This is a genomic window from Microcoleus sp. bin38.metabat.b11b12b14.051 (genome assembly GCF_013299165.1).
Classification (GTDB): domain Bacteria; phylum Cyanobacteriota; class Cyanobacteriia; order Cyanobacteriales; family Microcoleaceae; genus Microcoleus.
Map to the genome: position 1 here is coordinate 26,667 of NZ_JAAFKD010000009.1, position 22,953 is coordinate 49,619.

At 43.5% G+C, this 22,953-nt stretch carries 25 protein-coding genes; 15 read left to right on the forward strand and 10 right to left on the reverse strand.

From position 1 onward, the window contains the following. Positions 1 to 124: 124 nt before the first annotated feature. The 3 genes from QZW47_RS11850 to QZW47_RS11860 form a co-directional block, all read right to left on the reverse strand. Positions 125 to 472, reverse strand: coding sequence for a DUF5615 family PIN-like protein (locus QZW47_RS11850; RefSeq protein WP_293127372.1), 348 nt, complete (start codon positions 470 to 472; stop codon positions 125 to 127). 4 nt (positions 473 to 476) lie between these two features. Beyond that, the gene (locus QZW47_RS11855) at positions 477 to 836 is read right to left on the reverse strand and encodes a DUF433 domain-containing protein (RefSeq protein WP_293127374.1); all 360 of its coding nucleotides are present in this window, start codon (positions 834 to 836) and stop codon (positions 477 to 479) included. Positions 837 to 898: 62 nt separating this feature from the next. Then, positions 899 to 1,258 carry a helix-turn-helix transcriptional regulator gene (locus QZW47_RS11860; RefSeq protein ID WP_293127376.1) on the reverse strand — a complete coding sequence of 120 codons (360 nt, stop codon included), beginning with the start codon at positions 1,256 to 1,258 and terminating at the stop codon, positions 899 to 901. A 166-nt stretch (positions 1,259 to 1,424) separates the two neighbouring features. Between QZW47_RS11860 and QZW47_RS11865 the strand changes: the two genes are divergently transcribed. Continuing rightward, positions 1,425 to 1,742 (forward strand): hypothetical protein, encoded by a 318-nt coding sequence (locus QZW47_RS11865; RefSeq protein WP_293127378.1) that lies wholly within the window; start codon positions 1,425 to 1,427, stop codon positions 1,740 to 1,742. Between the two features lie 334 nt (positions 1,743 to 2,076). After that, a complete protein-coding gene (locus tag QZW47_RS11870) occupies positions 2,077 to 2,481 on the forward strand; it encodes a hypothetical protein (RefSeq protein WP_293127380.1) in 405 nt (134 codons plus the stop codon). A gap of 102 nt (positions 2,482 to 2,583) precedes the next feature. Here QZW47_RS11870 and QZW47_RS11875 read toward each other — a convergent pair whose 3' ends face one another. Then, positions 2,584 to 2,754 (reverse strand): hypothetical protein, encoded by a 171-nt coding sequence (locus tag QZW47_RS11875; RefSeq protein WP_293127382.1) that lies wholly within the window; start codon positions 2,752 to 2,754, stop codon positions 2,584 to 2,586. 105 nt (positions 2,755 to 2,859) lie between these two features. Between QZW47_RS11875 and QZW47_RS11880 the strand changes: the two genes are divergently transcribed. The 3 genes from QZW47_RS11880 to QZW47_RS11890 all read left to right on the forward strand — a co-directional run bounded on the left by QZW47_RS11880 (position 2,860) and on the right by QZW47_RS11890 (position 4,461). Continuing rightward, on the forward strand, positions 2,860 to 3,189 hold the full coding sequence (locus tag QZW47_RS11880) for a DUF6883 domain-containing protein (protein WP_293127384.1): 330 nt from the start codon (positions 2,860 to 2,862) through the stop codon (positions 3,187 to 3,189). Position 3,190: 1 nt separating this feature from the next. After that, a complete protein-coding gene (locus QZW47_RS11885) occupies positions 3,191 to 3,439 on the forward strand; it encodes a DUF4926 domain-containing protein (protein ID WP_293127386.1) in 249 nt (82 codons plus the stop codon). A gap of 80 nt (positions 3,440 to 3,519) precedes the next feature. Continuing rightward, positions 3,520 to 4,461 carry a site-specific DNA-methyltransferase gene (locus tag QZW47_RS11890; RefSeq protein WP_293127388.1) on the forward strand — a complete coding sequence of 314 codons (942 nt, stop codon included), beginning with the start codon at positions 3,520 to 3,522 and terminating at the stop codon, positions 4,459 to 4,461. Here the strand turns inward: QZW47_RS11890 and QZW47_RS11895 are convergent. The 5 genes from QZW47_RS11895 to QZW47_RS11915 form a co-directional block, all read right to left on the reverse strand. Beyond that, positions 4,424 to 4,975: a hypothetical protein gene (locus QZW47_RS11895; protein ID WP_293127390.1), complete on the reverse strand. Its 552-nt coding sequence runs from the start codon at positions 4,973 to 4,975 to the stop codon at positions 4,424 to 4,426. The two genes, QZW47_RS11890 and QZW47_RS11895, sit on opposite strands and share 38 nt — an antisense overlap. After that, the gene (locus QZW47_RS11900) at positions 4,965 to 5,177 is read right to left on the reverse strand and encodes a helix-turn-helix transcriptional regulator (protein WP_293127392.1); all 213 of its coding nucleotides are present in this window, start codon (positions 5,175 to 5,177) and stop codon (positions 4,965 to 4,967) included. Before QZW47_RS11900 ends, QZW47_RS11895 begins: the two co-directional genes overlap by 11 nt. A 539-nt stretch (positions 5,178 to 5,716) precedes the next feature. After that, entirely contained in the window at positions 5,717 to 6,148 is a 432-nt protein-coding gene (locus tag QZW47_RS11905; protein ID WP_293127394.1) for an HNH endonuclease signature motif containing protein, read from the reverse strand. 5 nt (positions 6,149 to 6,153) lie between these two features. After that, a complete protein-coding gene (locus QZW47_RS11910; protein WP_293127396.1) occupies positions 6,154 to 6,525 on the reverse strand; it encodes a hypothetical protein in 372 nt (123 codons plus the stop codon). A 158-nt stretch (positions 6,526 to 6,683) separates the two neighbouring features. After that, a complete protein-coding gene (locus QZW47_RS11915) occupies positions 6,684 to 6,899 on the reverse strand; it encodes a hypothetical protein (protein WP_293127398.1) in 216 nt (71 codons plus the stop codon). Positions 6,900 to 7,309: 410 nt separating this feature from the next. Between QZW47_RS11915 and QZW47_RS11920 the strand changes: the two genes are divergently transcribed. The 4 genes from QZW47_RS11920 (at position 7,310) to QZW47_RS11935 (ending at position 12,484) form a co-directional block, all read left to right on the forward strand. Next, on the forward strand, positions 7,310 to 9,787 hold the full coding sequence (locus QZW47_RS11920) for a phosphoketolase (protein WP_293127400.1): 2,478 nt from the start codon (positions 7,310 to 7,312) through the stop codon (positions 9,785 to 9,787). A gap of 148 nt (positions 9,788 to 9,935) precedes the next feature. Continuing rightward, positions 9,936 to 11,030, forward strand: coding sequence for an ATP/GTP-binding protein (locus QZW47_RS11925; protein WP_293127402.1), 1,095 nt, complete (start codon positions 9,936 to 9,938; stop codon positions 11,028 to 11,030). Continuing rightward, positions 11,023 to 11,709: a DUF3226 domain-containing protein gene (locus QZW47_RS11930; RefSeq protein ID WP_293127404.1), complete on the forward strand. Its 687-nt coding sequence runs from the start codon at positions 11,023 to 11,025 to the stop codon at positions 11,707 to 11,709. The genes QZW47_RS11925 and QZW47_RS11930 overlap by 8 nt, the downstream gene beginning before the upstream one ends. Before the next feature lie 136 nt (positions 11,710 to 11,845). After that, on the forward strand, positions 11,846 to 12,484 hold the full coding sequence (locus QZW47_RS11935) for a histidine phosphatase family protein (protein ID WP_293127406.1): 639 nt from the start codon (positions 11,846 to 11,848) through the stop codon (positions 12,482 to 12,484). Between the two features lie 38 nt (positions 12,485 to 12,522). Here the strand turns inward: QZW47_RS11935 and psaK are convergent, their stop codons facing one another. Further along, entirely contained in the window at positions 12,523 to 12,783 is a 261-nt protein-coding gene (gene psaK / locus QZW47_RS11940; protein WP_293127408.1) for a photosystem I reaction center subunit PsaK, read from the reverse strand. A 290-nt stretch (positions 12,784 to 13,073) separates the two neighbouring features. Between psaK and QZW47_RS11945 the strand changes: the two genes are divergently transcribed. The 6 genes from QZW47_RS11945 (at position 13,074) to QZW47_RS11970 (ending at position 22,899) form a co-directional block, all read left to right on the forward strand. Then, positions 13,074 to 14,297, forward strand: coding sequence for an acetate kinase (locus QZW47_RS11945; protein ID WP_293127410.1), 1,224 nt, complete (start codon positions 13,074 to 13,076; stop codon positions 14,295 to 14,297). Between the two features lie 711 nt (positions 14,298 to 15,008). Further along, on the forward strand, positions 15,009 to 15,770 hold the full coding sequence (locus QZW47_RS11950) for a WecB/TagA/CpsF family glycosyltransferase (protein WP_293127412.1): 762 nt from the start codon (positions 15,009 to 15,011) through the stop codon (positions 15,768 to 15,770). Between the two features lie 21 nt (positions 15,771 to 15,791). Continuing rightward, a complete protein-coding gene (locus QZW47_RS11955; RefSeq protein WP_293127414.1) occupies positions 15,792 to 16,712 on the forward strand; it encodes an XrtA system polysaccharide deacetylase in 921 nt (306 codons plus the stop codon). Positions 16,713 to 16,835: 123 nt separating this feature from the next. Continuing rightward, complete coding sequence (locus QZW47_RS11960) at positions 16,836 to 17,735, forward strand: class I SAM-dependent methyltransferase (protein WP_293127416.1); 900 nt, start codon at positions 16,836 to 16,838, stop codon at positions 17,733 to 17,735. A gap of 390 nt (positions 17,736 to 18,125) precedes the next feature. Beyond that, positions 18,126 to 18,308 carry a nucleotidyltransferase domain-containing protein gene (locus QZW47_RS11965; protein ID WP_293127418.1) on the forward strand — a complete coding sequence of 61 codons (183 nt, stop codon included), beginning with the start codon at positions 18,126 to 18,128 and terminating at the stop codon, positions 18,306 to 18,308. Between the two features lie 958 nt (positions 18,309 to 19,266). Continuing rightward, entirely contained in the window at positions 19,267 to 22,899 is a 3,633-nt protein-coding gene (locus tag QZW47_RS11970) for a CHAT domain-containing protein (protein WP_293127420.1), read from the forward strand. The last annotated feature ends 54 nt before the right edge of the window (positions 22,900 to 22,953 follow it).

The following is a 22,953-nucleotide window of genomic DNA, read 5'->3' on the forward strand; positions in this document are numbered from 1 at the left end:
GTGCCCCCGTGCCCGCCCGGTTTCTTTGTTGGTCGAATACTGCACAAATTTAGGTTTGTAGTAAGGACTTCAGTCCTGAGAATTGGGTTAGAGTGTCGTAGGGCATAAGGTCTCTTGAATGCAATTAAGATATAGACGGCGGCCCAGAACGATAGACTCGAATCACTTTTCCCGTCAGAGTATCAGCATTAGATATCGCATCATTAATATTAGCAGTCAGTCTAGCAATATCGTCATCTCGCGTGCAGGCAATAATACCGCAGTGGTCAGGTTGCAGCTTGTGCAGTTGAAAGAAATCGCGCCGATTTACGGTCAAAACAGCCCGACTTTCAACGATAGCAAATGCTAATACATCCTCATCAGGTAGTCCAGCGTTTCCTGCTTGTTGAACAGTCAAAACATCATGCCCCAAAGAACGCAGGTTTTGCACAACTTGCCGGGGAAAGTGTTCGTCTGCATAAATACGCGCCATAGGTTTATGGGATATTTTCAGGTGTATCTAAAATTTCGTCAGCCTCGTCTTGCAATCTGATTGCTTCCTCAATTTCGTCAGGGTAAGCTTCAGCATAAGCCCAAACATTTACTAAATCAGCAGCACCCAGATGGGGATAGCAATCTAAGATAAAAGCATCGGTAGCGCCGTCATTGCGATAGCTAGCGAGCAACCAAACGGGAATGCGAGTATTGTCAATACAAGCGTCGCCACCCATCACGCCGGGAGTTTTTGTAATAGAGCGTCCGCTGTTTTTGAGACTCTGGGTTAAGATGCGAATTGCCTCTGCTTTCTCTGCTGGCGTTAAGGCCTTGAGTTGCGCTTCTAATTCTGGGATTGTCATAGAGCTTATTTGATTTATGAATTATGTATCTATTTGATATTGTAGGGCTATATCCCTATTAGTTAGGTTTCTTGCAAAACGTTGTGAATTAATTCTGCTGCTAGTTCTAGTTTATCTCGGTGAGTGAGGGCTTCCATGTCAACGGTGACTGCTGAGCGGCGCTTGGGTGCGGGTGTGGCTGGCGATGCCGCAGGCAATTCCAGAGTTTCGTAGAAATAATCGATAGGTTTGCTGTAGACGGCGGCGAAGGCGGGTAGCTCCCTCTCGGCGTCTACTTTGCGCTTGCCGTTTTCGATACACGATATGGCTTGTTGGCTCAGGGTTATCCCGTAGCGCAGCTCTAACTGCTCTAGGACTTGCTCTTGGGTTAATCCGAGTGCTTCGCGGGTAGCCTTGAGGCGCTTGCCAAGGGAGAACGCCATATCAGGAAATCATGTAAAGGACAATGAAATCCTATATTTTTCCTTAAGAAACATCTATACGATAAATCATTTGCTATACGATAATCGTGTAACAAAAGATTCCGATGGGTTCTAGCCAGTCGGAAGACTTGCGGACAAACCAGAAACATTGTGGAGAAGAAGTGAAATGAACGAAATAGTTGAAAAAGCTCAACAGGCAATTGCTACACCCGAAGTGCAAGAGATGTTGAAGAAGTTATCTGAATATGGTTTAGGTGTGTTCATGCCACATATGCACGATCCAGAAACAGGTGACTTTGCCCCCCTTCCTTCAGGGATGGTAGCCGTAGAGGATAATCTACAAGTATCTTTTCATCATGCTTCTGAACCAGAAGTTTCTAACGCTAGACCTGTTGGTTGGGTTTGGGATAATTCTTCTCAAACAGCTATGGCTTGTATTACTTGTATTGAGTATAGTGGACAACATGGTAGAACTAAGCATTAAGATTCGATACCTGCTTTATTTTCTATCAATTAGTCAGCCGACAATTACAGGAGCTAAATCATGGCCAATGAGAAACCCCCTGATATAAGAGACCCCAATGCTTTTGAAGCAAAAGATGGAAAAAAATGCCCTTCGTGTGGCGGCACAGGAAAAATAAAGCCTGAAAAAGCTGTTAGAGAGGCAGTTTGCCAAAAGTGCAATGGCAAGGGGTACTATATCTAAACGATTTTTGTTAATTGAGTACAGTGTGAGATAAGTCCACTCTTATCTCACTCTATGCCGGAAAAGGTATAAAACAGTTGTTATTATCAAATATTTTTGGTTTAACAACGTAATGTCTATTATTCCACAGGAGTTGACTATGAAATTTTCCGCTGACCGTACAGAGAAGAAAGGGCCTTTGGGAGGAGCTTACTACGAAACATATATCAAAATAACTTTGACACCTGAAGAGGAAAACATTGCCCGCAAACAAGGCATTATGAGAACGATAATTTTCGGAGGTAGAAGTTCTGATGATCCTGAAACAATAGAGGCTTTTCGTCTTTGTGGCATGGTAAACATAACAATGGAAGATTTAATCCAGGGAATTACTGTTAAAGTTGGTAGCGGTCAAGAACTGGGAAGGCTTGCAGGGTTTGAAGATTTGATAAAACAGCGTTGTAAAAACCTCAAGTCTAACATTACAGCAGATCAGTTTTTTGGGTCGGGAGGGTCGAAAGACGAAGAGGAGTTATAGGCTCGGATTGTGCAGTAATTTGTCCTGAGTTTTGTTTATAAATGGAGAGATAAAAAGATCGCCATTTTTCCCAATCCCAACAAAAGTGCGATCGCACTTTTATCAACACCTTGATGAAAGTGCGATCGCTCTATTTTGCATAATTTGCACTGACTCAGTATTAATTTCGGTTAAATTAGTCAGTTTTATATCATTTGTGCGATCGATCGCACCACCCACCCTATCCCTAACCTCGCGTTGGTCTAAAATCTCCTCAGCCGCCAAAAAGGCCATATGTGCGATCGACTTTCACGACAAAACTGCGGCAATCCAGAACGATACAAACTCTTTGGCTTCTGTATGGCACAATCAACATAAAAAGGATGGAGAGGTTTCAGGGTGAAGATTCCAGAAGATGTGATCATCCCAGACGACAAGATAACCGGCTACTTACTTGTGCAAAAAGCCAGAAATGATAAGTCAAAATTTTTGGCACGGGCTGGATTTACCTCAGCAAACCCAGAAGCACTCAGAGCCGCCATCCAGTCAGTTGTGGGAGTAGGTGAGGCTGTTGAAGACAGGAACAACGAGTATGGAGTCTTTTATCAAGTTATAGGAGAACTCGTTGGTACAAATGGCATAAACCTATTTGTTGTTACAATTTGGCTACAGCGACGGATTGATGGAAAATTTCAGTTTGTGACCCTCAAACCTCTTAAGGAGAATTAACATGACCCTAGAGCTATATCAAGAAGTTGCTTTAACCCGTGACTTACCAGAATATCAACTCAAAGCAGGAGATATTGCAACATTAGTTGATTTTGTTTCTCATCCTAGTGGTGGTGAAGAGGGCTGTCTGTTGGAAGTATTTAATGCTATTGGTGAGTCTCTGACAGTGATTGCCGTCCCAATCTCTACTATAGAAATTCTCCGCCCTGATGAAATCTTAACAGTTCGTTCTTTGGCAAAAGCAGGTTAATATTCATTCAACTGTCAAACTGCGGCAATCCAGAACTAGAAAGCGTACTATAAGTATTATGTTGAGTATTTTTCCAAGAAATGACCAAACCTCCCTTAAATGAAATATTGATTGGTGACTGTCGTGAAGTGATGAAATCACTCCCAGAAAATTACATTTCTGCCTGTATCACCGACCCACCTTATAACTATGAATTTATTGGTCACAAATGGGATGACTCAGAAATTCAAAGGCGTATGGAAAGAATCAATAACAAGGAAAGTAAAACCCTTGTCAAAAACATTCCCTATGGTAGCGGTTTAGCTGGTGGAGTTAGAAACGAAAGATGGTATGAACGGAATCGTAACAACATTCTGGATTATGAAAAGTGGTGCTGCGAATGGGGTGAAGAGCTTTTTCGGATCTGCAAACCTGGTGCGACAGTTTTAGTTTTTAATAGCACGCGAACTGTTGCTCACGTACAAGTGGCACTTGAAAGTGCTGGCTTCTATGCCAGAGATATTGTTGTTTATAAAAGACCAAGTGGCATTCCTAAAGGTGTCAACATTAAGCAACAGTTGGAGAAGAAAGGATATGAAAATTATGAGAAATGGGAGGGTTGGCACAGTTGTCTGCGAAATGAATGGGAAGCAATTTGTGTGCTACAAAAACCACTTGTCAATAATTATCTAGAAACTTTACTAGAGTACGGTACTGGTCTTTTTTACACTAAAGATAATTTCGGTGGTTTTCAATCAAATATTCTAGAAGGTATACAACGCGATAAAACCGAAGATTTTAATGTTCATTGCACGGTGAAACCAATTGCCCTAATGAGAAAGTTGGTAGAAATATTTGTGCCACGTTTAGAGGACTCGATTCTCATCGATCCTTTTGCAGGCTCAGGAACTACATTGCTCGCGGCAAAAGAACTTGGTATTAGTTATGTTGGAGTTGAAATAGTACCTGACTACATAGAAATAATTAAGAAACGCCTTGATAATTTCAGCGGTTTACAGGGAATTCTCCCGCTCTTTCAGTGAGAAATGATTTTAAATCAAAGCCGCTGATGCTTTGTATGAATTCAAATGAAGCATTACCAGTATAAACTTTCCAAGTGCCAACTAGACAGGCCGTAATAGCTGCGGCTAAATTATCTTCTCGAAGAATCAAGATGATTGGTTCATAGTTATGAGTACGAAGTAGTGGGCCGTAAGATTTGAATTTTTTAAGTGTTCCAGAATCTCCTGAGCCAATACGGTATTTTGTATCTATTGCGTATCCATCAACAATCAGGTCACATGGTTCATCGCTACCCACTCTAAATGCTGGCTGAAAACCACTGCAATATGCTTTACATATTTCAATAACTAACAATTGCCAACACATACCTAGCTCACGTCCCCAATACTGCTTATTTTCTTTTTTGATTATGGGAGAAATGCCAAACACATCCATTAACAAATCGTGTTCTTCATTTTCTTCTGCATAAACCTTGGCAACAAATGATTTTTGATATTTTGCTAAGATTTGATCTAGTTTTCTTTCAGTCATCATCAGTTACCAGTTCAGCTAGGCTCACAGATAGTGCATTAGCTATTTTCTTGGCATTAAGGAGGGTTATGTTCCTTTCTCCTCGTTCAACTGAGCCAATATAAGTACGATGTAATTCAGATAGTTCTGCAAGCTGATCTTGTGAAAGATTTCTGAGCTTTCTGAAATGTCTAACTCTCCTACCAAATTGCTCTGTAATATCCATAGAACGGTCAAGACTTAACAAGAATCATCATAGGCTGACAGACTATAAGTAGCGACAGACTATAAGTAGCATTAGAGAGATCCAGTGCTATCTGTTTGTGGCGTGGCGTGTGGCAGAATCACCAAAAGGTAATCTGCTGGGGCTTCTCGCGGCTCTAAGGTCGATCTAATAACCTCACGTTGGCCTAAAATCTCCTCAGCCGGCAAAAAGGCCATATGTGCGATCGACTTTCAGAACAAAACTGCGGCAATCCAGAACTATAAAGCATACCATACCACAAATCGCCCACACTGGAAATTTTTAATACTTTTCTTGAGTAAAACTTTACACAGATCCAAACCATGAATTATATTAGACCTATGGATGCAGCAGACATGATCTAATCATGACATCCCGTTACCCACGGGGTCGAGGAATTCCGGTAAAGACGTTCTGAATACCAAAATAAAAATTTTGGCGAAGGTTCCTTAAGGAGCCTTTGTTATTTTAGGGCTTCGGTAATTCCTTATTCTGCAATAAGTTTTTGGCTATAATATTTGTTATAAAATGCTTGATTCTGTTGGCGGATGCCATCCAGCACTAACCCACTGACGCCTGACAGTAACAGCAATATTATTGTTTAGTTGTAGTGCTATAACTGTAGCACGACCGCAATCTGTAAGTCCAATAATTTCCGTAGCGTCCTCACTCCAAGCAAAATATTGTGACCATTGTTGAGTGCGCGGATTAAACAACTTAACGCGCGTTTGCGTGATGGGATCTAATGCGTCAGTTTGAGTTCCTTTGTAATTATTGCACAGACTACAAGCCAGCCAGAGATTTTCTTCCTCGTCAGTACCGCCCATTGCTTTAGGAATAATATGGTCAATTTCCAGTATTCCCAGGACATACATTTGTAAACTGCGACAATAACCGCATCGGTTTTGAGCTTGTGTGCGAACTCTGGCTCTAACTTGTTCGGAAATTGCCATTTTGATTATCCTTTTAATGGTTCGAGCAAGCCGCGCTGCACAGCTTCATTTAAGGATTGAGCTTGTCGCAAAAGTCGAGTTTCATAGATGTGGATTAATTCCTGTAATTCATCCTGTTCTACTGAAAGAATTGTACCGGCTTGTTTGCGGTCTAGCAATTCACTTAATCGTTGTTCTTGAATTGGTTGCAGCCGGAGTTTAGTCTGAGCGATTACTTCTGCATCAGACAATTCTGATACTGGTTTTGAAGTTGGTAACAGAAAAGTTTCGAGAGTTTCGACTAGAATCTCGCTCACGCTGCGGTGGCATTGCTGCGCTAGCAATTCTGCTTGGTGATAGACTTCATCTGGCAAATTTAGGGTGATTTGGGCGGTCATAGGTGGAAGGCTATGAAACGAATATTTATATTATGCCATATTTGACTATTTGATATTTTCAACTGAAACAAAATATTGTCCTGCTGGTAATGGATTTATTAAGCGACCGCCCAAGTAGTACAAAGCTACATTGGTATCTAACACAATTAAAGCTTGACTCAATCCCACTCCTCCCTAATTTGTTTCTGATAATCTAACGGGTCTTGAGTAAGTTTAATGACACCCGCATACTTTGCTAAATTACTTGTTTCTGTCTTTTGAATTATCAGAGTCTCTAACAATTGCTCAATTTTCTGCCAGTCCTCGTAATCAATCAATACTGCAACTGGACGCATTGCTTCATCGGTGACAAGTTTTTTCTTAACAGGTAGCATTAAGGCCCCCTTCAGATTTAATGTTTAACTTTTTCATTATAGCTCCACAATTTAAAATCTGCATATGTAATATAAACCATTCTTACATCTATCTAGAGAAGTATCTTTTTGATTGCTGGCTTTTACCCCTCACAACCTCCGGGTTTTCTGCCGTGATCATAGCGTGCTGGTTACTCAAAAATTAACGTTGATTTAAAGTTTTATCTAGATAAAATTGGTACAATTCAATTGTTTACTTGTGAAATATGGAGTAAACATAAATTACGCACTCCGACAAAGAAACCGGGTTTTTTACGAAAATACTTTGTTGAATCCCGCAGATTCGGCAAAAAACCCGGTTTCTAGGCCCCCATCATAATTTCAAAACAAAGTTTACCGAACCAAGAACTAAACTCAGGATTGAATCGCGTATGATGCTAAGAACGACCGAAATCCCCCAATTTAAACCGCTTTCCGACTCAGAACTAGGCAAAATCAACGCTTACTGGCGCGCTGCAAATTACCTATCCGTCGGACAAATCTATCTCCTCGACAACGCGCTACTCAAAGAACCCCTCAAACTCGCACACGTTAAACCCAGACTCCTCGGACATTGGGGCACTACTCCAGGCCTCAACTTCATCTACGTTCACCTCAACCGGATTATTAAATCGCAAGACATCAACGCTATCTACATCGCAGGCCCCGGACACGGCGGGCCCGGTTTGGTGGCTAACACCTATCTCGAAGGCACTTATAGCGAATATTACTCGAACATTTCCCAAGATTCCGAGGGGATACAACGGCTGTTCAAACAGTTCTCGTTTCCCGGCGGTATCCCCAGCCATGTCGCCCCGGAAACTCCGGGTTCGATTCACGAAGGCGGGGAGCTCGGCTACGCCCTCGTCCACGCCTACGGTGCGGCTTTCGATAATCCTGATTTGATTGTGGCGGCTGTTGTTGGTGATGGGGAAGCGGAAACCGGCCCGCTGGCTGCTAGCTGGCATTCTAACAAGTTTCTTAACCCGATTCGGGACGGGGCTGTGTTGCCGATTCTGCACCTGAATGGCTACAAAATTGCCAATCCGACGCTGTTGGCGCGCATTCCCCGCGAGGAATTGGAAAGTTTGATGGTGGGTTACGGCTACAAGCCTTATTGGGTCGAGGGTTCAGACCCGGAGACGATGCACCAGTTGATGGCTGCAACTCTCGATGCTGCGATCGCCGAAATTAAGGCGATTCAGGAAAAAGCCCGGACTCACGGCTTTTCTGGCCGCCCGCAGTGGCCGATGATTGTGATGAAGACTCCGAAAGGTTGGACTGGGCCGAAGCAGGTTGACGGTAAGCAAACTGAGGGCTCGTGGCGATCGCACCAAGTTCCATTAGCAGAAATGGCTTCTAAGCCCGGACACGTCCAACTCCTGGAAGATTGGATGAGAAGCTACAAGCCGGAAGAACTGTTTGATGACAATGGTAAATTGATTCCAGAATTGGCGGAACTTGCACCGAAGGGCGATCGACGGATGGGGGCAAATCCGCACGCTAACGGCGGTCTGCTGCTGCGAGACTTGAAAATGCCGGAATTTGCCGACTACGCCGTAGACGTGCCAAAACCGGGTACTGGGATGGGTGAAGCAACTCGCGTGACTGGGCGTTTCCTGCGAGATGTGATGAAACTCAATCAGGAAAATGCTAATTTCCGAGTTGTGGGGCCGGATGAGACGGCCTCTAATCGACTCGATCCGCTGTTTGAAGTGACGAGTCGGGAGTGGATGGCCGAAACTTTACCGGAGGACGACGGGCACTTGTCTCCCGATGGCCGAGTGATGGAAGTCCTCAGCGAACATCTGTGTCAGGGATGGCTGGAAGGTTATTTGCTAACAGGAAGGCACGGATTTTTCTCTTGCTATGAGGCGTTTATTCACATCATCGATTCGATGTTCAACCAACACGCTAAATGGTTGAAAACTACTCGCGATATTCCTTGGCGCAGACCGATCGCCTCTCTGAACTATTTACTAACATCTCACGTTTGGCGGCAAGATCACAACGGTTTTTCTCACCAAGATCCGGGCTTTATTGACCACGTAATTAACAAGAAAGCGGAAGTGGTGCGGATTTATTTACCACCGGATGCGAACACTTTGCTGTCTGTAACTGACCACTGTCTCCGCAGTCGCAACTATGTGAATGTGATTATTGCAGGGAAGCAGCCGGCTTTGCAGTATTTGGATATGGATGCTGCGATTAAACATTGTACGGCCGGCCTCGGTATTTGGGAGTGGGCTAGCAATGATAAAGGTGGCGAACCGGATGTGGTGATGGCTTGCGCGGGTGATGTTCCGACTCTGGAAACTTTGGCTGCTGTTGACATTCTGCGCCGCGATTATCCTGAGTTAAAGGTGCGGGTGGTGAATGTGGTGGATTTGATGACGCTTCAGCCTGCTAGCGAACATCCTCACGGTTTGTCCGATCGCGATTTTGATGCTTTGTTCACGAAGGATAAGCCGGTGATTTTTGCTTTTCACGGCTATCCTTGGCTGATTCACCGCTTGACTTACCGCCGGACTAATCACTCGAACATTCACGTTCGCGGTTACAAGGAAGAGGGGACGACTACTACGCCGTTTGATATGGTGGTGATCAACGATCTCGATCGCTTCCATTTAGTTGGCGATGTACTCGATCGCGTTCCGAAACTGAGTTCTGTTGCAGCTTACGGTAAACAAGCGATGCGGGACAAACTGATCGCTCACAGGGAGTATATCACTAAATACGGTGACGATATGCCGGAAATTCGTGACTGGAAGTGGCCGCACGCGGGCGCGGTTTCGTCGGAAGCGCCGAAGGAAACGAAAGGTTCGGAGGTGACGGGAGATCAAGGTGTGCGATCGGGTGCACCGGGCTAGTGATATTCTGGGTAGGGAAACGGTAATGCTGTATCCGGCGCGCGATCGTGAATTAGGACACGGCAGTGCCGTTTCCCTACGGGCTATCTATTTGTTTTAGAATAAATCTGCTGTAATTCAGGATTTAGATATTCATGAGGAATTGGTAATGCTTAAGCAAATAGAAATCCAAAATTTTAGGTGCTTTGAGAAAATCAAAATCTCTGGGTTTGAAAGAGTAAACTTAATCGGCGGTAAAAACAATGCCGGCAAGACAGCCTTGCTAGAAGCACTTGTTCTCTATGTTGCTCCCAAAGCGAGTAGCATAGAAATGCTAAGAGAGCTAAGAAGGGAGTCATCAGAAGCTTTAAAGGCTATGCCTAAGAGAGCATGGGATAATTTGTTTCATTTGCTTGAGAAAAATAAAATTATAGTAATTATTGGATCACGGGATAATTATCGAGATTATCGAGTAGAAATAGTGAGAGAGTCACTCTTCAATATTTTTACAACAACTCTAGTTGATAAGATTGCTAGTCAAGGTATAATAGATTCTTTACCAAAAGATAAGGCAGGTGTATCTGTAATAACTATTAAGTTGATAATAAACGAAGAAGATCCTTTTCTGTCCTCTTTAATAGCCAGTTCCAGTGGATCAACAAATATTGATAGAATTTCTCTTGATGATGATACTGATGAAGTAGCAATCATTCCCTCCTTTATCAGAATTTCTGGAAAAGAACTCACAGCAGCTTACGATCGAGCACGTTTAGATGAGAAAGATAGCGAAGTTCTGAAAGCTTTTCAAGTTATCGATCCGGCGATTGAATCAGTAGAAAGTTTTTCTATTGGTGAACCGACGCTGTACTTAAGAAGAAAGGGTGAAAGCCGTTTGCCTCTTTCATTATTTGGAGATGCAATTAATCGAGTTGCAGACATTATCCTGAAACTGGTAAACAGTGAACACAAAATACTGTTGATAGATGAAATAGAAAATGGGATTCACTATACTAATCAGCGAGATTTTTGGAGAATTGTGTTTAGGTTAGCAGTTGAAATGGATACCCAAATTTTTGCCACAACTCACAGTTTAGAGATGTTGCAAGCATTTGCTGATGTTGGTTTAGAATTTAATCAAAAATGCAGCAGCGCATATTTTGAACTAGCAAGGAAACTCAAAACAAATCAAATAATCGCAAGTCGGCTCGATTTGGAAACTTTGAATTACGCACTAGAGCATCAAGAAGGAGTCAGAGGTGAGTAATATTGTCATAGTAGAAAGTAAAAATGATAGAATTTTCATGCAGGCAATGGTTGAGAAACTAAACTGCGATATCCAGGTAGAAAAACCTATTTATATAGATGATTATCAAAATTTGGAAGGCTTGAGCGAAACAGAGTTAATCAAAGCTTTGAAAAATTCAATAAGAAAGATTGACCGAAAAGATATCGAAAAAATAGGGATTATTATTGATATTGATAATTATTCAGAGCAAGAACGGCTGAAATTCGTAGATAGATGTATAGAACCAGTGTTTAAAGCTGAAAGCTTGTCAAGCACTAAGCAATTTATCGATATTTGTACAGATTATGGAACAAATGCAAAATTGGCTTGTTACTTTACAAATGTTGGAGGTAAAGGCGAACTGGAAACGCTTTTAAAGGCAATCAAGGCGAAAGATTCCCCTTACGCTGATTGTTTGGATAGCTGGAAAACTTGCCTAGAAAGCCAGGGAAAGGAAATCAACCAGAAAGATTTTGATAAATTCTGGATTAGCAACTATATTAGATATGATACTTGCTCAAATCAGGAACAGAAGCAGGCTGGAAGGAAATGCAGTATGTCTGGGTTTGATTATGTTATGGAACACAAAAAAGAGATTTGGGATTGGAATAATCCTGCTCTTGATGATTTGAAAGAGTTTTTTCAACTCTTTTGCTAATCTGATAAAATTCAAATACAATCAATATCAAATCCGTAGGTATCGGAATTACTCATCTCTCTCTTCTCTGACTCTGCGCCCTCTGCGCCCTCTGTGGTTAAAAAAATCCTGTTCACCAATGAAATAAGATATCTATATGAGCTTAAAAATCTACTTTCTGCGACACGGTGAAACAGTTTACAGCAAAACAGGCGGCTTCTGCGGCGACCTCGACCCGGAATTGACACCGGAAGGTTCTATGATGGCCGAACAGTTTGCTGCAACTTACGCCAAATTACCTTGGAGTGCTGTTTATCTCAGCCCGATGAAGCGCACAATTGCTACTGCTAAACCTTTGTGCGATGCGCTGGGAATTGAAATGCAATTTCGCGATGGATTGAAGGAGATTAAGTACGGCAAATGGGAAGGTGAAACGGTTGAATTTGTCCGCGAAAAATATGCCCAAGAGTATATTAATTGGTTGACGGAACCCGCTTGGAATGCACCGAATGAGGGGGAAACTTCTGTGCAAATTGCTAGCCGATCGTCCTTAGTGATCGCAGAAATTCAGGAAAAGTACAAGGATGGTAATGTTTTGGTGGTTTCCCACAAGGCGACTATTCGGATTATGCTGTGCAGTTTGTTGGGGATTGATTTGGGAAGTTATCGCAATCGCATCGCCGCTTTAGCAGCTTCTATTAGTATTGTCAAGTTTGATGTCCGCGGGCCGATGCTGGAGGTTTTGGGCGATCGATCGCACTTAGATGAAAACCTCCGCAATTTACCCGGTACTTGAAATTGTGGATCGGGTGCGCCCCAGCGCACCCAGAGCTTCTAAATCGCACCGATGTAAGACAATCCTAAAATCGTACCTGCACCCAAAATATGACCAAAACAGGTGGTTCCCAATACTGCACCCAAACCAAAACCGCCGAACATACTCGACGATGGCATTGCGCCACCTGTGCTCTGATGCTTGATTGTTAATTTGCCGAAAGCAATTGCTAGAACATTGCACAGAACCATAATTAACCCAATTGTAGGGCTCCATTCTACGGTTCTGGGCGCAACGGTTAATAAAATTGTTGTCAACATGGCGATCGGCTCCTTAAACTTTAATCAATGAAAATCTGATGATGAAGGTATATCAAACAGCCGTAACCGTTGGCTACAGATTGCATTAATACTTAATATTTTGATATGTTTCTTAATAAAGCCATCATTAGTTAATAACTAACAATTAATATGGGCAGCCTGAAACCGGGTTTTTGAGCAAAATACTTGGTTCCAGCGAGCAGAAAAAGTAAAAACCCGGTTTCTGAGGTCGCAGCGCGCAAGCCCTGAATTACCAATGCCCAATTACCAATTACCAATTCCCAATTACCATGAAAATATTAGTTTTAAACGCAGGTTCTAGCAGTCAAAAAAGCTGCTTGTACGAATTAAATGACACGCTTCCCGATCGCCCGCCACAACCTCTGTGGGAAGCAAAAATAGACTGGACTCACCGCGAAGGTACGGGGGAGTTGCAAGTCAAAACTGCTGCGGGCCATAGCTTTGAGGAAGAAATTGCCTCGGATTCTCGCGCAGGGGCGATCGCCCGAATGCTACAGACTCTGTGGCAGGGTGAAACTCAAGTTATTAACAGTTTAAACGAGATTGATATTGTCGGTCATCGCGTCGTACATGGCGGGGAAAAGTATCAGCAAAGCACGCTGATTTCGCCGTTCGTCAAACAGGAAATTTCCCGTTTATCTGAGTTTGCTCCCGTCCATAATCCAATTAACTTGGAAGGTATCGAAGCCGTTGAAAAAATCCTCCCAAATGTGCCGCAAGTCGCAGTTTTTGATACATCTTTTCACGCACAATTGCCGCCCGCTGCGTTCGTTTATCCCGGCCCCTACGAATGGCTGCAAGAGGGGATTCGCCGCTACGGTTTTCACGGCATTAGCCATCAATATTGTACTCGCAGGGCGGCTCAAATTCTGAACCGCGATTCTGCCGATTTGCGGCTGATTAGCTGTCATTTGGGCAACGGATGCTCTCTGGCGGCGGTTCGCGGTGGCCGGAGTGTTGACACGACTATGGGTTTTACTCCTTTGGATGGTTTGATGATGGGAAGTCGATCGGGTGCGATCGATCCTGGTATCATTATTCATCTGTTAAGGCGATCGCACTTTACCGCTGAGGATCTCGATAATATTCTGAATCGGAATTCGGGTTTACAGGGGATTTCTGGGGTTTCTAGCGATATGCGGCTGGTTGGGGAGGCTATTAAAGATGGCAACGATCGCGCTCAACTTGCTTTGGATATTTATCTGCACCGCTTGCGTGCCGGAATTGGTGCCATGCTGGCGAGTTTGGGCGGGTTGGATGCTTTGATTTTTACTGCCGGTGTTGGGGAAAATTCGCCTGTTGTGCGGGCTGCGGCTTGCGAAGTTTTTGGGTTTATTGGGTTAAGCTTGGATGATGAGAAGAATTTGAATTCGCCGGTGGATGATGATATTGCGGCGGTTGATTCTGCGGTGCGGGTTTTGGTGATTCATACTCAGGAAGATTGGGAGATTGCGCGGGAATGTTGGGATATTTCTCGCAGGTGTGATGCGTAGATGGGAGCGAAGCAAGAATTCATCGGTGGCATGAAAGGGCGATCGGGCGATCGAGATATTGCTACAGTCTACCAGAGCAATTAGATATTTACCGATTGCTGTCGATCGCGTCATCTTTCCTCCGACAGGCTATATGCAACATCCTTTACTTTATGCAGCCAATTCCAGGTAAATGAACTAGAGAGCTAGCAGAGGTAGGGATGCCCTTTCCTGCGGCGATTAATCGATCGGCGCTACTTGATAAAAGTTGAATCTGCTGTCAGTCTTCATAATATAACTTTTTATAAATTTTCCATTCAACGCAAGTATTTATACTGGTGTTATGTAAAGATTTGATGAAGTAAATTATTCCCTCGACTCCCTACTCATATAAGTTTCAATTATCTATAAACAGTCAGAGCTTGACATAATGGTATTAATAGTTACTGAAAGCGACTGAATGTTCCCAAAGCTTCATCACAGAACCATGTCCTTTGAGTTGTTAATTATTGATGCTAATCGGCACCAACAAAAACATAACAATTACTTATAAAGGTGTTTTTAAAGATTTGATGAAGGCTGGCCATAGGGGATGCCATTACTTATAGTAAGCGTGTAGGCTGTTAATACAGACAAGTTAAAAACAACTATTTTAAAATAATCCCTCATCAAAAAACATCAAACTAAATTTAGTTACATCGAGATTGTTTATTGCCCAAAATAACAAAAACTATGAAAAAGATACAAGCTCTCAATATTTTTATTGATAATTTTTCTACAAAAGAACTGTTGCAACAACTAGACGAAAGAGGTGGTATTGTTTTTACCCCAAACATAGATCACTTAATGAACCTGCAAAAAGATAGAGAGTTCTACAATGCTTATCAAATTGCAGACTATAGAGTTTGTGACGGACAAATACTAATGTATTCCTTGCAATTTTTAGGAACACCGATTAAAGAAAAAATTTCAGGTTCAGATTTGTTGCCCGCATTCTATCAGTATCACAAAAACAACCCCAACATTAAAATGTTTTTGTTAGGAGCGGCGCCTGGAGTTGCTCGCCAAGCTCAGGAAAATATTAATTTAAAAGTCGGAAGAGAGATTGTAGTTGGAACACATTCGCCATCGTTTGGATTTGAAAAAAAAGAAGAAGAATGTTCTCTTATAGTTGATTTAATTGAAAAATCCGGTGCCAACGTACTAGCAGTAGGAGTTGGTGCGCCGAAGCAAGAAAAATGGATTGTTAAATATAAAGAACAGCTAAAAAGCATCAAAATATTTTTAGCGATAGGTGCCACAATTGACTTTGAAGCAGGTCATAAAAAAAGAGCACCGAAATGGATGAGTAACGCCGGACTTGAAACTCCTTATAGATTGTTAAGTGAACCCGGACGACTTTGGAGACGCTATTTAATCAACGATCCACCTTTTTTGGGGCTAGCTTTAAAACAGAAAATAAACATTTATCAAAACCCTTTTACTGACTCGTAAACTTACCAGCAGGAATAAACAATGTTACACCCCTCCAACAAATTCCCAAAAACTACTGTAGAAAATGTCTTAACAATCGATATCGAAGATTGGTTTCACATTTTAGATATTAGTTCAACGCCAAGTATCGAAGACTGGCACAAACTAGAAAGTAAAGTTACCAAAAACACCGAGGTGATTTTGGATTTACTCAACAAACACCATACCAAAGGAACATTTTTTATTCTGGGGTGGGTTGCCGAACATTTTCCAGATTTAGTCCGAGAAATAGCAAAGCAAGGTCATGAAATTGCTACTCATGGGTACAGCCACGAACTAATTTACAATTTAACTCCCAACGAGTTCCGCCGAGATGTAGCTCGCTCTCTAGAAGTGTTGGCACGAATTACTTCTAAACCGATTTTGGGATATCGCGCTCCCGGTTTTTCGATCGCTAATTCATCTCTGTGGGCATTAGATATTCTCGTAGAATTAGGTTTACAGTATGATGCTTCGATATTTCCCATGAACAGAAATCATGGTGGGTTGCCGGGGTTTTCTGGCGACGCAGCATGGCTTACTACTACCCAAGGAAACACAATTCTGGAAATCCCGGTAACTCCGACTACACTCTTCAATAAAAAAGTGTATTTGTTTGGAGGCGGTTACTTTCGCCTCGCACCCTATTCTGCTATTGCTGCTGGGATTGAGCAACTCAACGAGCAAGCGAAACCGGCATTAGTTTACCTACATCCTCGGGAATTCGATCCGAAGCATCCTAAGCTGAAAATGAATTTTTATCGTTCATTCACAAGTTATGTGAATCTACACCACACCCATTCTAAATTTGAGCGGATGATTCAGGATTTTAATTTCAACAGTATTGAGAAAATTTGGCAAATAGGTAGCGATCAAAAGCAGCGCCCGCGGGTAGTTGATAATTGTGTAACTCTTGCTTGCTAACAACGGTAAATCGGCAAGAGTTGATTGGGAAAAAAATCGATCGCTCTCCAGATTGTGCCGCAGTTGCATTGATAGCGATCTACACTTGCTGAAGTCTAAGTCTGGTTATCGGAGAAAATTTTGATGTCAGAACCGTACAATGCCCAAACTTATGCAAATTTTGGAGTAATTAACGCCTTTAGAGAGGTGGTACACGCACTGCGCGAGCGCAATAAAGCGGATAATGCCGTAGCTGTCGCCCTAGAGCGCATTCACCGAGACGAGCAACGGATTGCTCGATGTCTCGGTAAGCCGGTGCGTGAACTTGATATCCTGGAAATAGGCGGCGGACAGCAGATGGAACGCGCTCGCTATTTCGGAATTGAGAATCGGGTTACTGCGATCGATCTAGATGTGATTCCCTACGGCTTCAATCTGGGAAGTTATCTGCGAATGTTCCAAGAAAACGGGTTCGGGCGATTGGCGAAAACAGTTGGACGCAAACTGCTATTGGTCGATCGCACAAAACAGCTAGCTTGGCAAAAAGCACTCGGAGTTACCAACTTGCCGAATCCCACTTTTGTGCAAGGAGATATCTGTCAGGGAATTCTCAAATCGGAAACTTACGACATCGTAGTTTCTTGGTCAACTTTCGAGCATTTGAGCGAACCTGAAATTGCTCTACAGAATGCGATCCAAGCCCTGCGACCGGGCGGAGTGTTGTACATCGGCATTCATTTATACACGTCAAATAGCGGACATCACGACCTCCGTGCTTTTACTGGTTTTCCGCTGCCTTTCTGGGGGCATTTGCGGGAATCTACCAGGGATTCGATCCAACCAAACTCGTATTTGAACGAGTGGCGGCTGTCTCAGTGGCGATCGCTTTTTAAACGAGAAGCCCAAGGATTTGAAGAGTTTCTCGAATCCTACGGTTCGGAACAAGATTTGACTAGCGACATTAGAAGCGAATTAAGCGACTATTCTGATGAGGAATTGTGCACAGTCGATGCGTTTTATGTCTGGCAGAAACCAAGAGTTTAATCAAGTTTAGGTAGAAAAAAGAGCGGTTGAGGTATTGGGAAAAAATCTGGCGGAGTCGAGCCGATATTCCCAATTACCCATGAATAATAACGAATTACCACGTATTTTAAATCATCATAAAAGACGGCGGTTGAGACGGCGGTTGAAACGGCGGTTGAAACGGCGGTTGAAACCGCGTCTACACAGACGAAACCTGCCTCCGCAGGTTGAAGAGTGCGTGGTTGAGACGGTGGTTGAGACGGCGGTTGAAACCGCGTCTACACAGACGAAACCCGCCTCCGCGGGTTGAAGAGTCGGTGGTTTTAAGCGCCGAGTTTTGTGAATTTAGAATATACTCTGTACATAGATTGACAAGTGCGATCGCCCTTCAACCATTTATCTATCGCAAATATGAACGTCAACCATAAGCTCCAGACTATTCTAACCCAGTTGCGAGATCAATTTGAGATCCTGTATGGCGATCGGCTTACGCAAATGGTACTATACGGTTCCCAAGCGCGGGGCGACGCCCATCCCGACTCGGATATTGATGTTTTAGTCGTTCTCAAAGCACCAGTCCAAATCGGTGAATAAATCGATCGAACTATCCCAATTGTAGCAGATTTATCTCTTCAAAATGACGTAGTAATTAGCTGCAACTTTATGAATGAGGAACAGTTTACTAATTATCAAGGCCCTTTGCTCAGAAATATTCGTAAAGACGGAATTTTAATATGACACCCGATCAATTAAACTTACTTCTGAAAGCTCGTCAAAGCCTTTTAGCAGCTTTAGCCTATCATCTGTAGGGAAACGGCACTGCCGTGTCCGGCGAAAGACTATGCCAATAACACATAAAAAATTGTAGGGTGTGTCGCTAAGAGAAAATCCCTGAATAAAATCGACAATCTCATAGCGACGCACCAACCTACACAGTCCAAACAAACCTAACGAATTCTGAAAATTAACACTCAATCTTTCATATTTAGCCTATCATATGTAGGGAAACGGCACTGCCGTGTCCAGCAAAAAACTAGGCCAATAAAAGCTCAAAAACTGTATGGTGTGTCGCTAAGAGAAAATCCCTGAATAAAATCGACAATCTCATAGCGACGCACCAACCTACACGCCAGTCTAAACAAACCTCATAATTTTGTCATAGCAATATTTTCAATAATTACTATTAACAAAGTCAAAAATTACGCACCACCATCGAAGAAACCGGGTTTTTTACTTAATCTGTGAAATACAGCGAAGATTTCGGAAAAAACCCGGTTTCTGGCCCCCGTGCGGAAGTTTTGAAATACAAAAATTGTAGGGTGTGTCGCCATTAAAAATCCCTAAAAAAAATCGACAATCTCATAGCGACGCACCAGCCTACACGATCATTGTAAGGTGCGTCGCTATGAGATTTTTACTCTTTTTTAGAGATTGTCGATGGCGACACACCCTACATATACTCCACGGACTCCAGATGATTCAGAAAGTCGGATTTCCCCCTTGTTTTTCCCCCACAAAAAAGGTAAAATTCTCAAAACATGGGTTGTAAGCAATGAACGAAGCGCGCCGCGAAGCCTATCAAAATCTGATTGAGTCTCTCCTCACCTGTCCCACCGAGGAAAGAATCGAGATCCTGCAAGCTAACCTAGAATTAATAGATGATAGTTTTGCCCAATTTTTGCGAGATTGGGCAACTGAAATTATGCCAATCTTGGAGGCAGAAGAAGCAGACTATTTTGCTAATTTTTTATACGGCTTAGATATCACTTTTTATAATTTGCGTCAGGGCAGTCGGGCAAGTAATTTAGAGGTTGCAATTGCTTGTATGGAGATAGGATTAACTGTTGTCACTCGCGAAGCTTACTCGGAAAAGTGGGCACTGTTTCAAAACAGTCTGGGAGGTGATTACCAATACAGAATCAGAGGGGAAAAAGCCGATAATCTAGAAAAGGCGATCGCAGCTTTTGAGGCATCCTTGGAAATTTACACCCGCGACACATTTCCCTTTGAGTGGGCAACGTGTCAAAATAATTTGGGGCTTGCCTACCAAAACAGAATCAGAGGGGAAAAAGCCGATAATCTAGAAAAGGCGATCGCAGCTTGTGAGGCATCCTTGGAGATTTACACCCGCGACGCATTTCCCGAAGACTGGGCAAGGAGTCAAAATAATTTGGGGATGGCATACCACAACAGAATCAGAGGGGAAAAAGCCTATAATCTCGAACTGGCGATGGCAGCTTTTAAGGCATCCTTGGAGATTTACACCCGCGACGCATTTCCCGAAGACTGGGCAAGGAGTCAAAATAATTTGGCGAATGCCTACGGCGACAGAATCAGAGGGGAAAAAGCCGATAATCTCGAATTGGCGATCGCAGCTTTTGAGGCATCATTGCAGATTTACACCCGCGACGCATTTCCCGAAGACTGGGCAAGGAGTCAAAATAATTTGGGGATGGCGTACCTCTACAGAATTAGAGGGGAAAAAGCCGATAATCTAGAATTGGCGATCGCAGCTTTTGAAGCATCCTTGGAGATTTACACCCGCGACGCATTTCCCTTTGAATGGGCAACGTGTCAAAATAATTTGGCGACTGCCTACCAAGACAGAATCAGAGGGGAAAAAGCGGATAATCTAGAAAAGGCGATCGCAGCTTTTGAAGCATCCTTGGAGATTTACACCCGCGACGCATTTCCCTTTGAATGGGCAACGTGTCAAAATAATTTGGCGACTGCCTACCAAGACAGAATCAGAGGGGAAAAAGCGGATAATCTAGAAAAGGCGATCGCAGCTTTTGAAGCATCCTTGGAGATTTACACCCGCGACGCATTTCCCTTTGAATGGGCAACGTGTCAAAATAATTTGGCGACTGCCTACCAAGACAGAATCAGAGGGGAAAAAGCGGATAATCTAGAAAAGGCGATCACAGCTTTAGAGGCATCCTTGGAGATTTACACCCGCGACGCATTTCCCGAAGACTGGGCAAGGAGTCAAAATAATTTGGGGCTTGCCTACCAATACAGAATCAGAGGGGAAAAAGCCGATAATCTCGAATTGGCGATCGCAGCTTTTGAAGCATCCTTGGAGATTTACACCCGCGACGCATTTCCCTTTGAATGGGCAACGTGTCAAAATAATTTGGCGAATGCGTACAAATACAGAATCAGAGGGAAAAAAGCCAATAATCTCGAACTGGCGATCGCAGCTTATCAGGCATCCTTGGAGATTTACACCCGCGACGCATTTCCTATAAACAATGCTCATGTTTTATATAGTCTCGGAGGTGCCTACCGGGATAATTCCCAACTCCCAGAAGCTTACAATACCTTTAAATCTGCCATTGAGACAGTCGAATCAATGCGGCGTGATATCATTGTAGGTGGCGAAGCAGACAGGCAAAAATTAGCCGAAGAATGGAATGAACTTTATCAGTTAATGGTAGAAGTTTGTCTACAAATGAAAAACTCCACTGCCGCCCTAGAATACCTCGAACGCAGCAAAACCCGAAACCTCGTAGAATTGTTTCACAAAGCCCGCAGCCTCCCAGAAAAATTACAGCGGATTAGTTTTGCACAAATTCGCAGCCTGCTAGCTGAAAACGAAGCTATTTTGGAATGGTACATTACCCCAAATGGCTTTAAAGTTTTCATCATCACCCGCAACTATACTCAACCGGATATCTGGCAATCTTCCTCTCAAGACTTGCAAGAATTAAATAAGTTTCAGCAGGAATATATCGACGACTATATTGAGGGAAGTGACAACTGGAAAAACCAACTAGACAACCGCCTGGAAAAATTAGCCCAAATTCTGCACATTGACGAAATAATTGCTCGCCTCCCCGAAAACTGCCAAAAATTAATCTTAGTTCCCTTCCGATACTTGCACCTATTCCCCCTACACGCCCTCACCAGCAGCCGACAAAAAGCCGACAAAACCGTACAAACTGGATGTCTTCTCGAACTTTTCCCAGGCGGCGTGAGATACACACCGAGTTGCCAACTTTTGCAATTATCTCAACGGGTAAATCCGACAGCGGAAGACTCATCACCCAGCAAATTTTTTGCCATCCAAAACCCCACAGAAGATTTAGACTTCACCGATATCGAAGTCGAAGCCATTGCCAAATCCTTCAATCCAGCCACAGTATTGAGTCGGCAAAACGCCAGCAAAACAGGATTGATGCAACAACTTGCCAGCTTGCAAAATGCCGACATCGCCCACTTTTCCTGTCACGGCTTCTTCGACTTTCTCAATCCCGAAAAATCCGCATTAATCCTAGCCGGCGCGAAGATAACCCCCCTTAATCCCCCCTTGCTAAGGGGGGAGACAAGAGAGGATTTCCCCTTGGTAAGTGAGGAAAAAGGTCAAGAAACTCAAGAAACTCCCCCCCTTAGCAAGGGGGGGCTGGGGGGGGTTCCCTCCGAGAATAAAGGTCAAGAAACTCAAGAAACTCCCCCCCTTAGCAAGGGGGGGCTGGGGGGGTTCCCTCCGAAGAAAAAGGTCAAGAAACTCAAGAAACTCCCCCCCTTAGCAAGGGGGGGGCTGGGGGGGGTTCCCTCCGAAGAAAAAGGTCAAGAAACTCCCCCCCTTAGCAAGGGGGGGCTGGGGGGGGTTCCCTCCGAAGAAAAAGGTCAAGAAACTCCCCCCCTTAGCAAGGGGGGGCTGGGGGGGGTTCCCTCCGAAGAAAAGCGTTACATTCGTTCCCGCCGAGGCGAAACTTTCGACATTGCAGAATGCCTAACACTGACAGAAATCTTTGATTTGCAGTTAAGTAAGTGCCGTTTAGTAGCCCTTTCTGCGTGCGAAACAGGATTAACCGATGCGAGAAATACCACAGATGAGTATATCGGATTGCCTAGCAGTTTTTTCTATGCGGGGGCGACGAGTGTACTCAGCACTTTGTGGGCTGTCAATGACGTATCTACCGCGATTTTAATGATCAAGTTTTATGAACTTTTGGGCTCAGAAACTCGGCCGCGTGTGTCTGTGGCTTTGCGCGAGTCTCAGTTGTGGCTGCGGGATTTAAGTGTTGAGGATTTGCTAAAATGGACAGCAGCCTCGAAGTTGCTGAGTAGCGAACACCAACAGAAAATTCAAAGCAGATACAGTCGCGGTTACAAACAGGATTATCAACCTTATCACGCCCCGATGTATTGGGCGGCTTTCTGTGCTGTTGGACAATAAGCGTTGCTATCAGAAACCGGGTTTCTACCGATATTTTTTGTTCCACTTAAGATA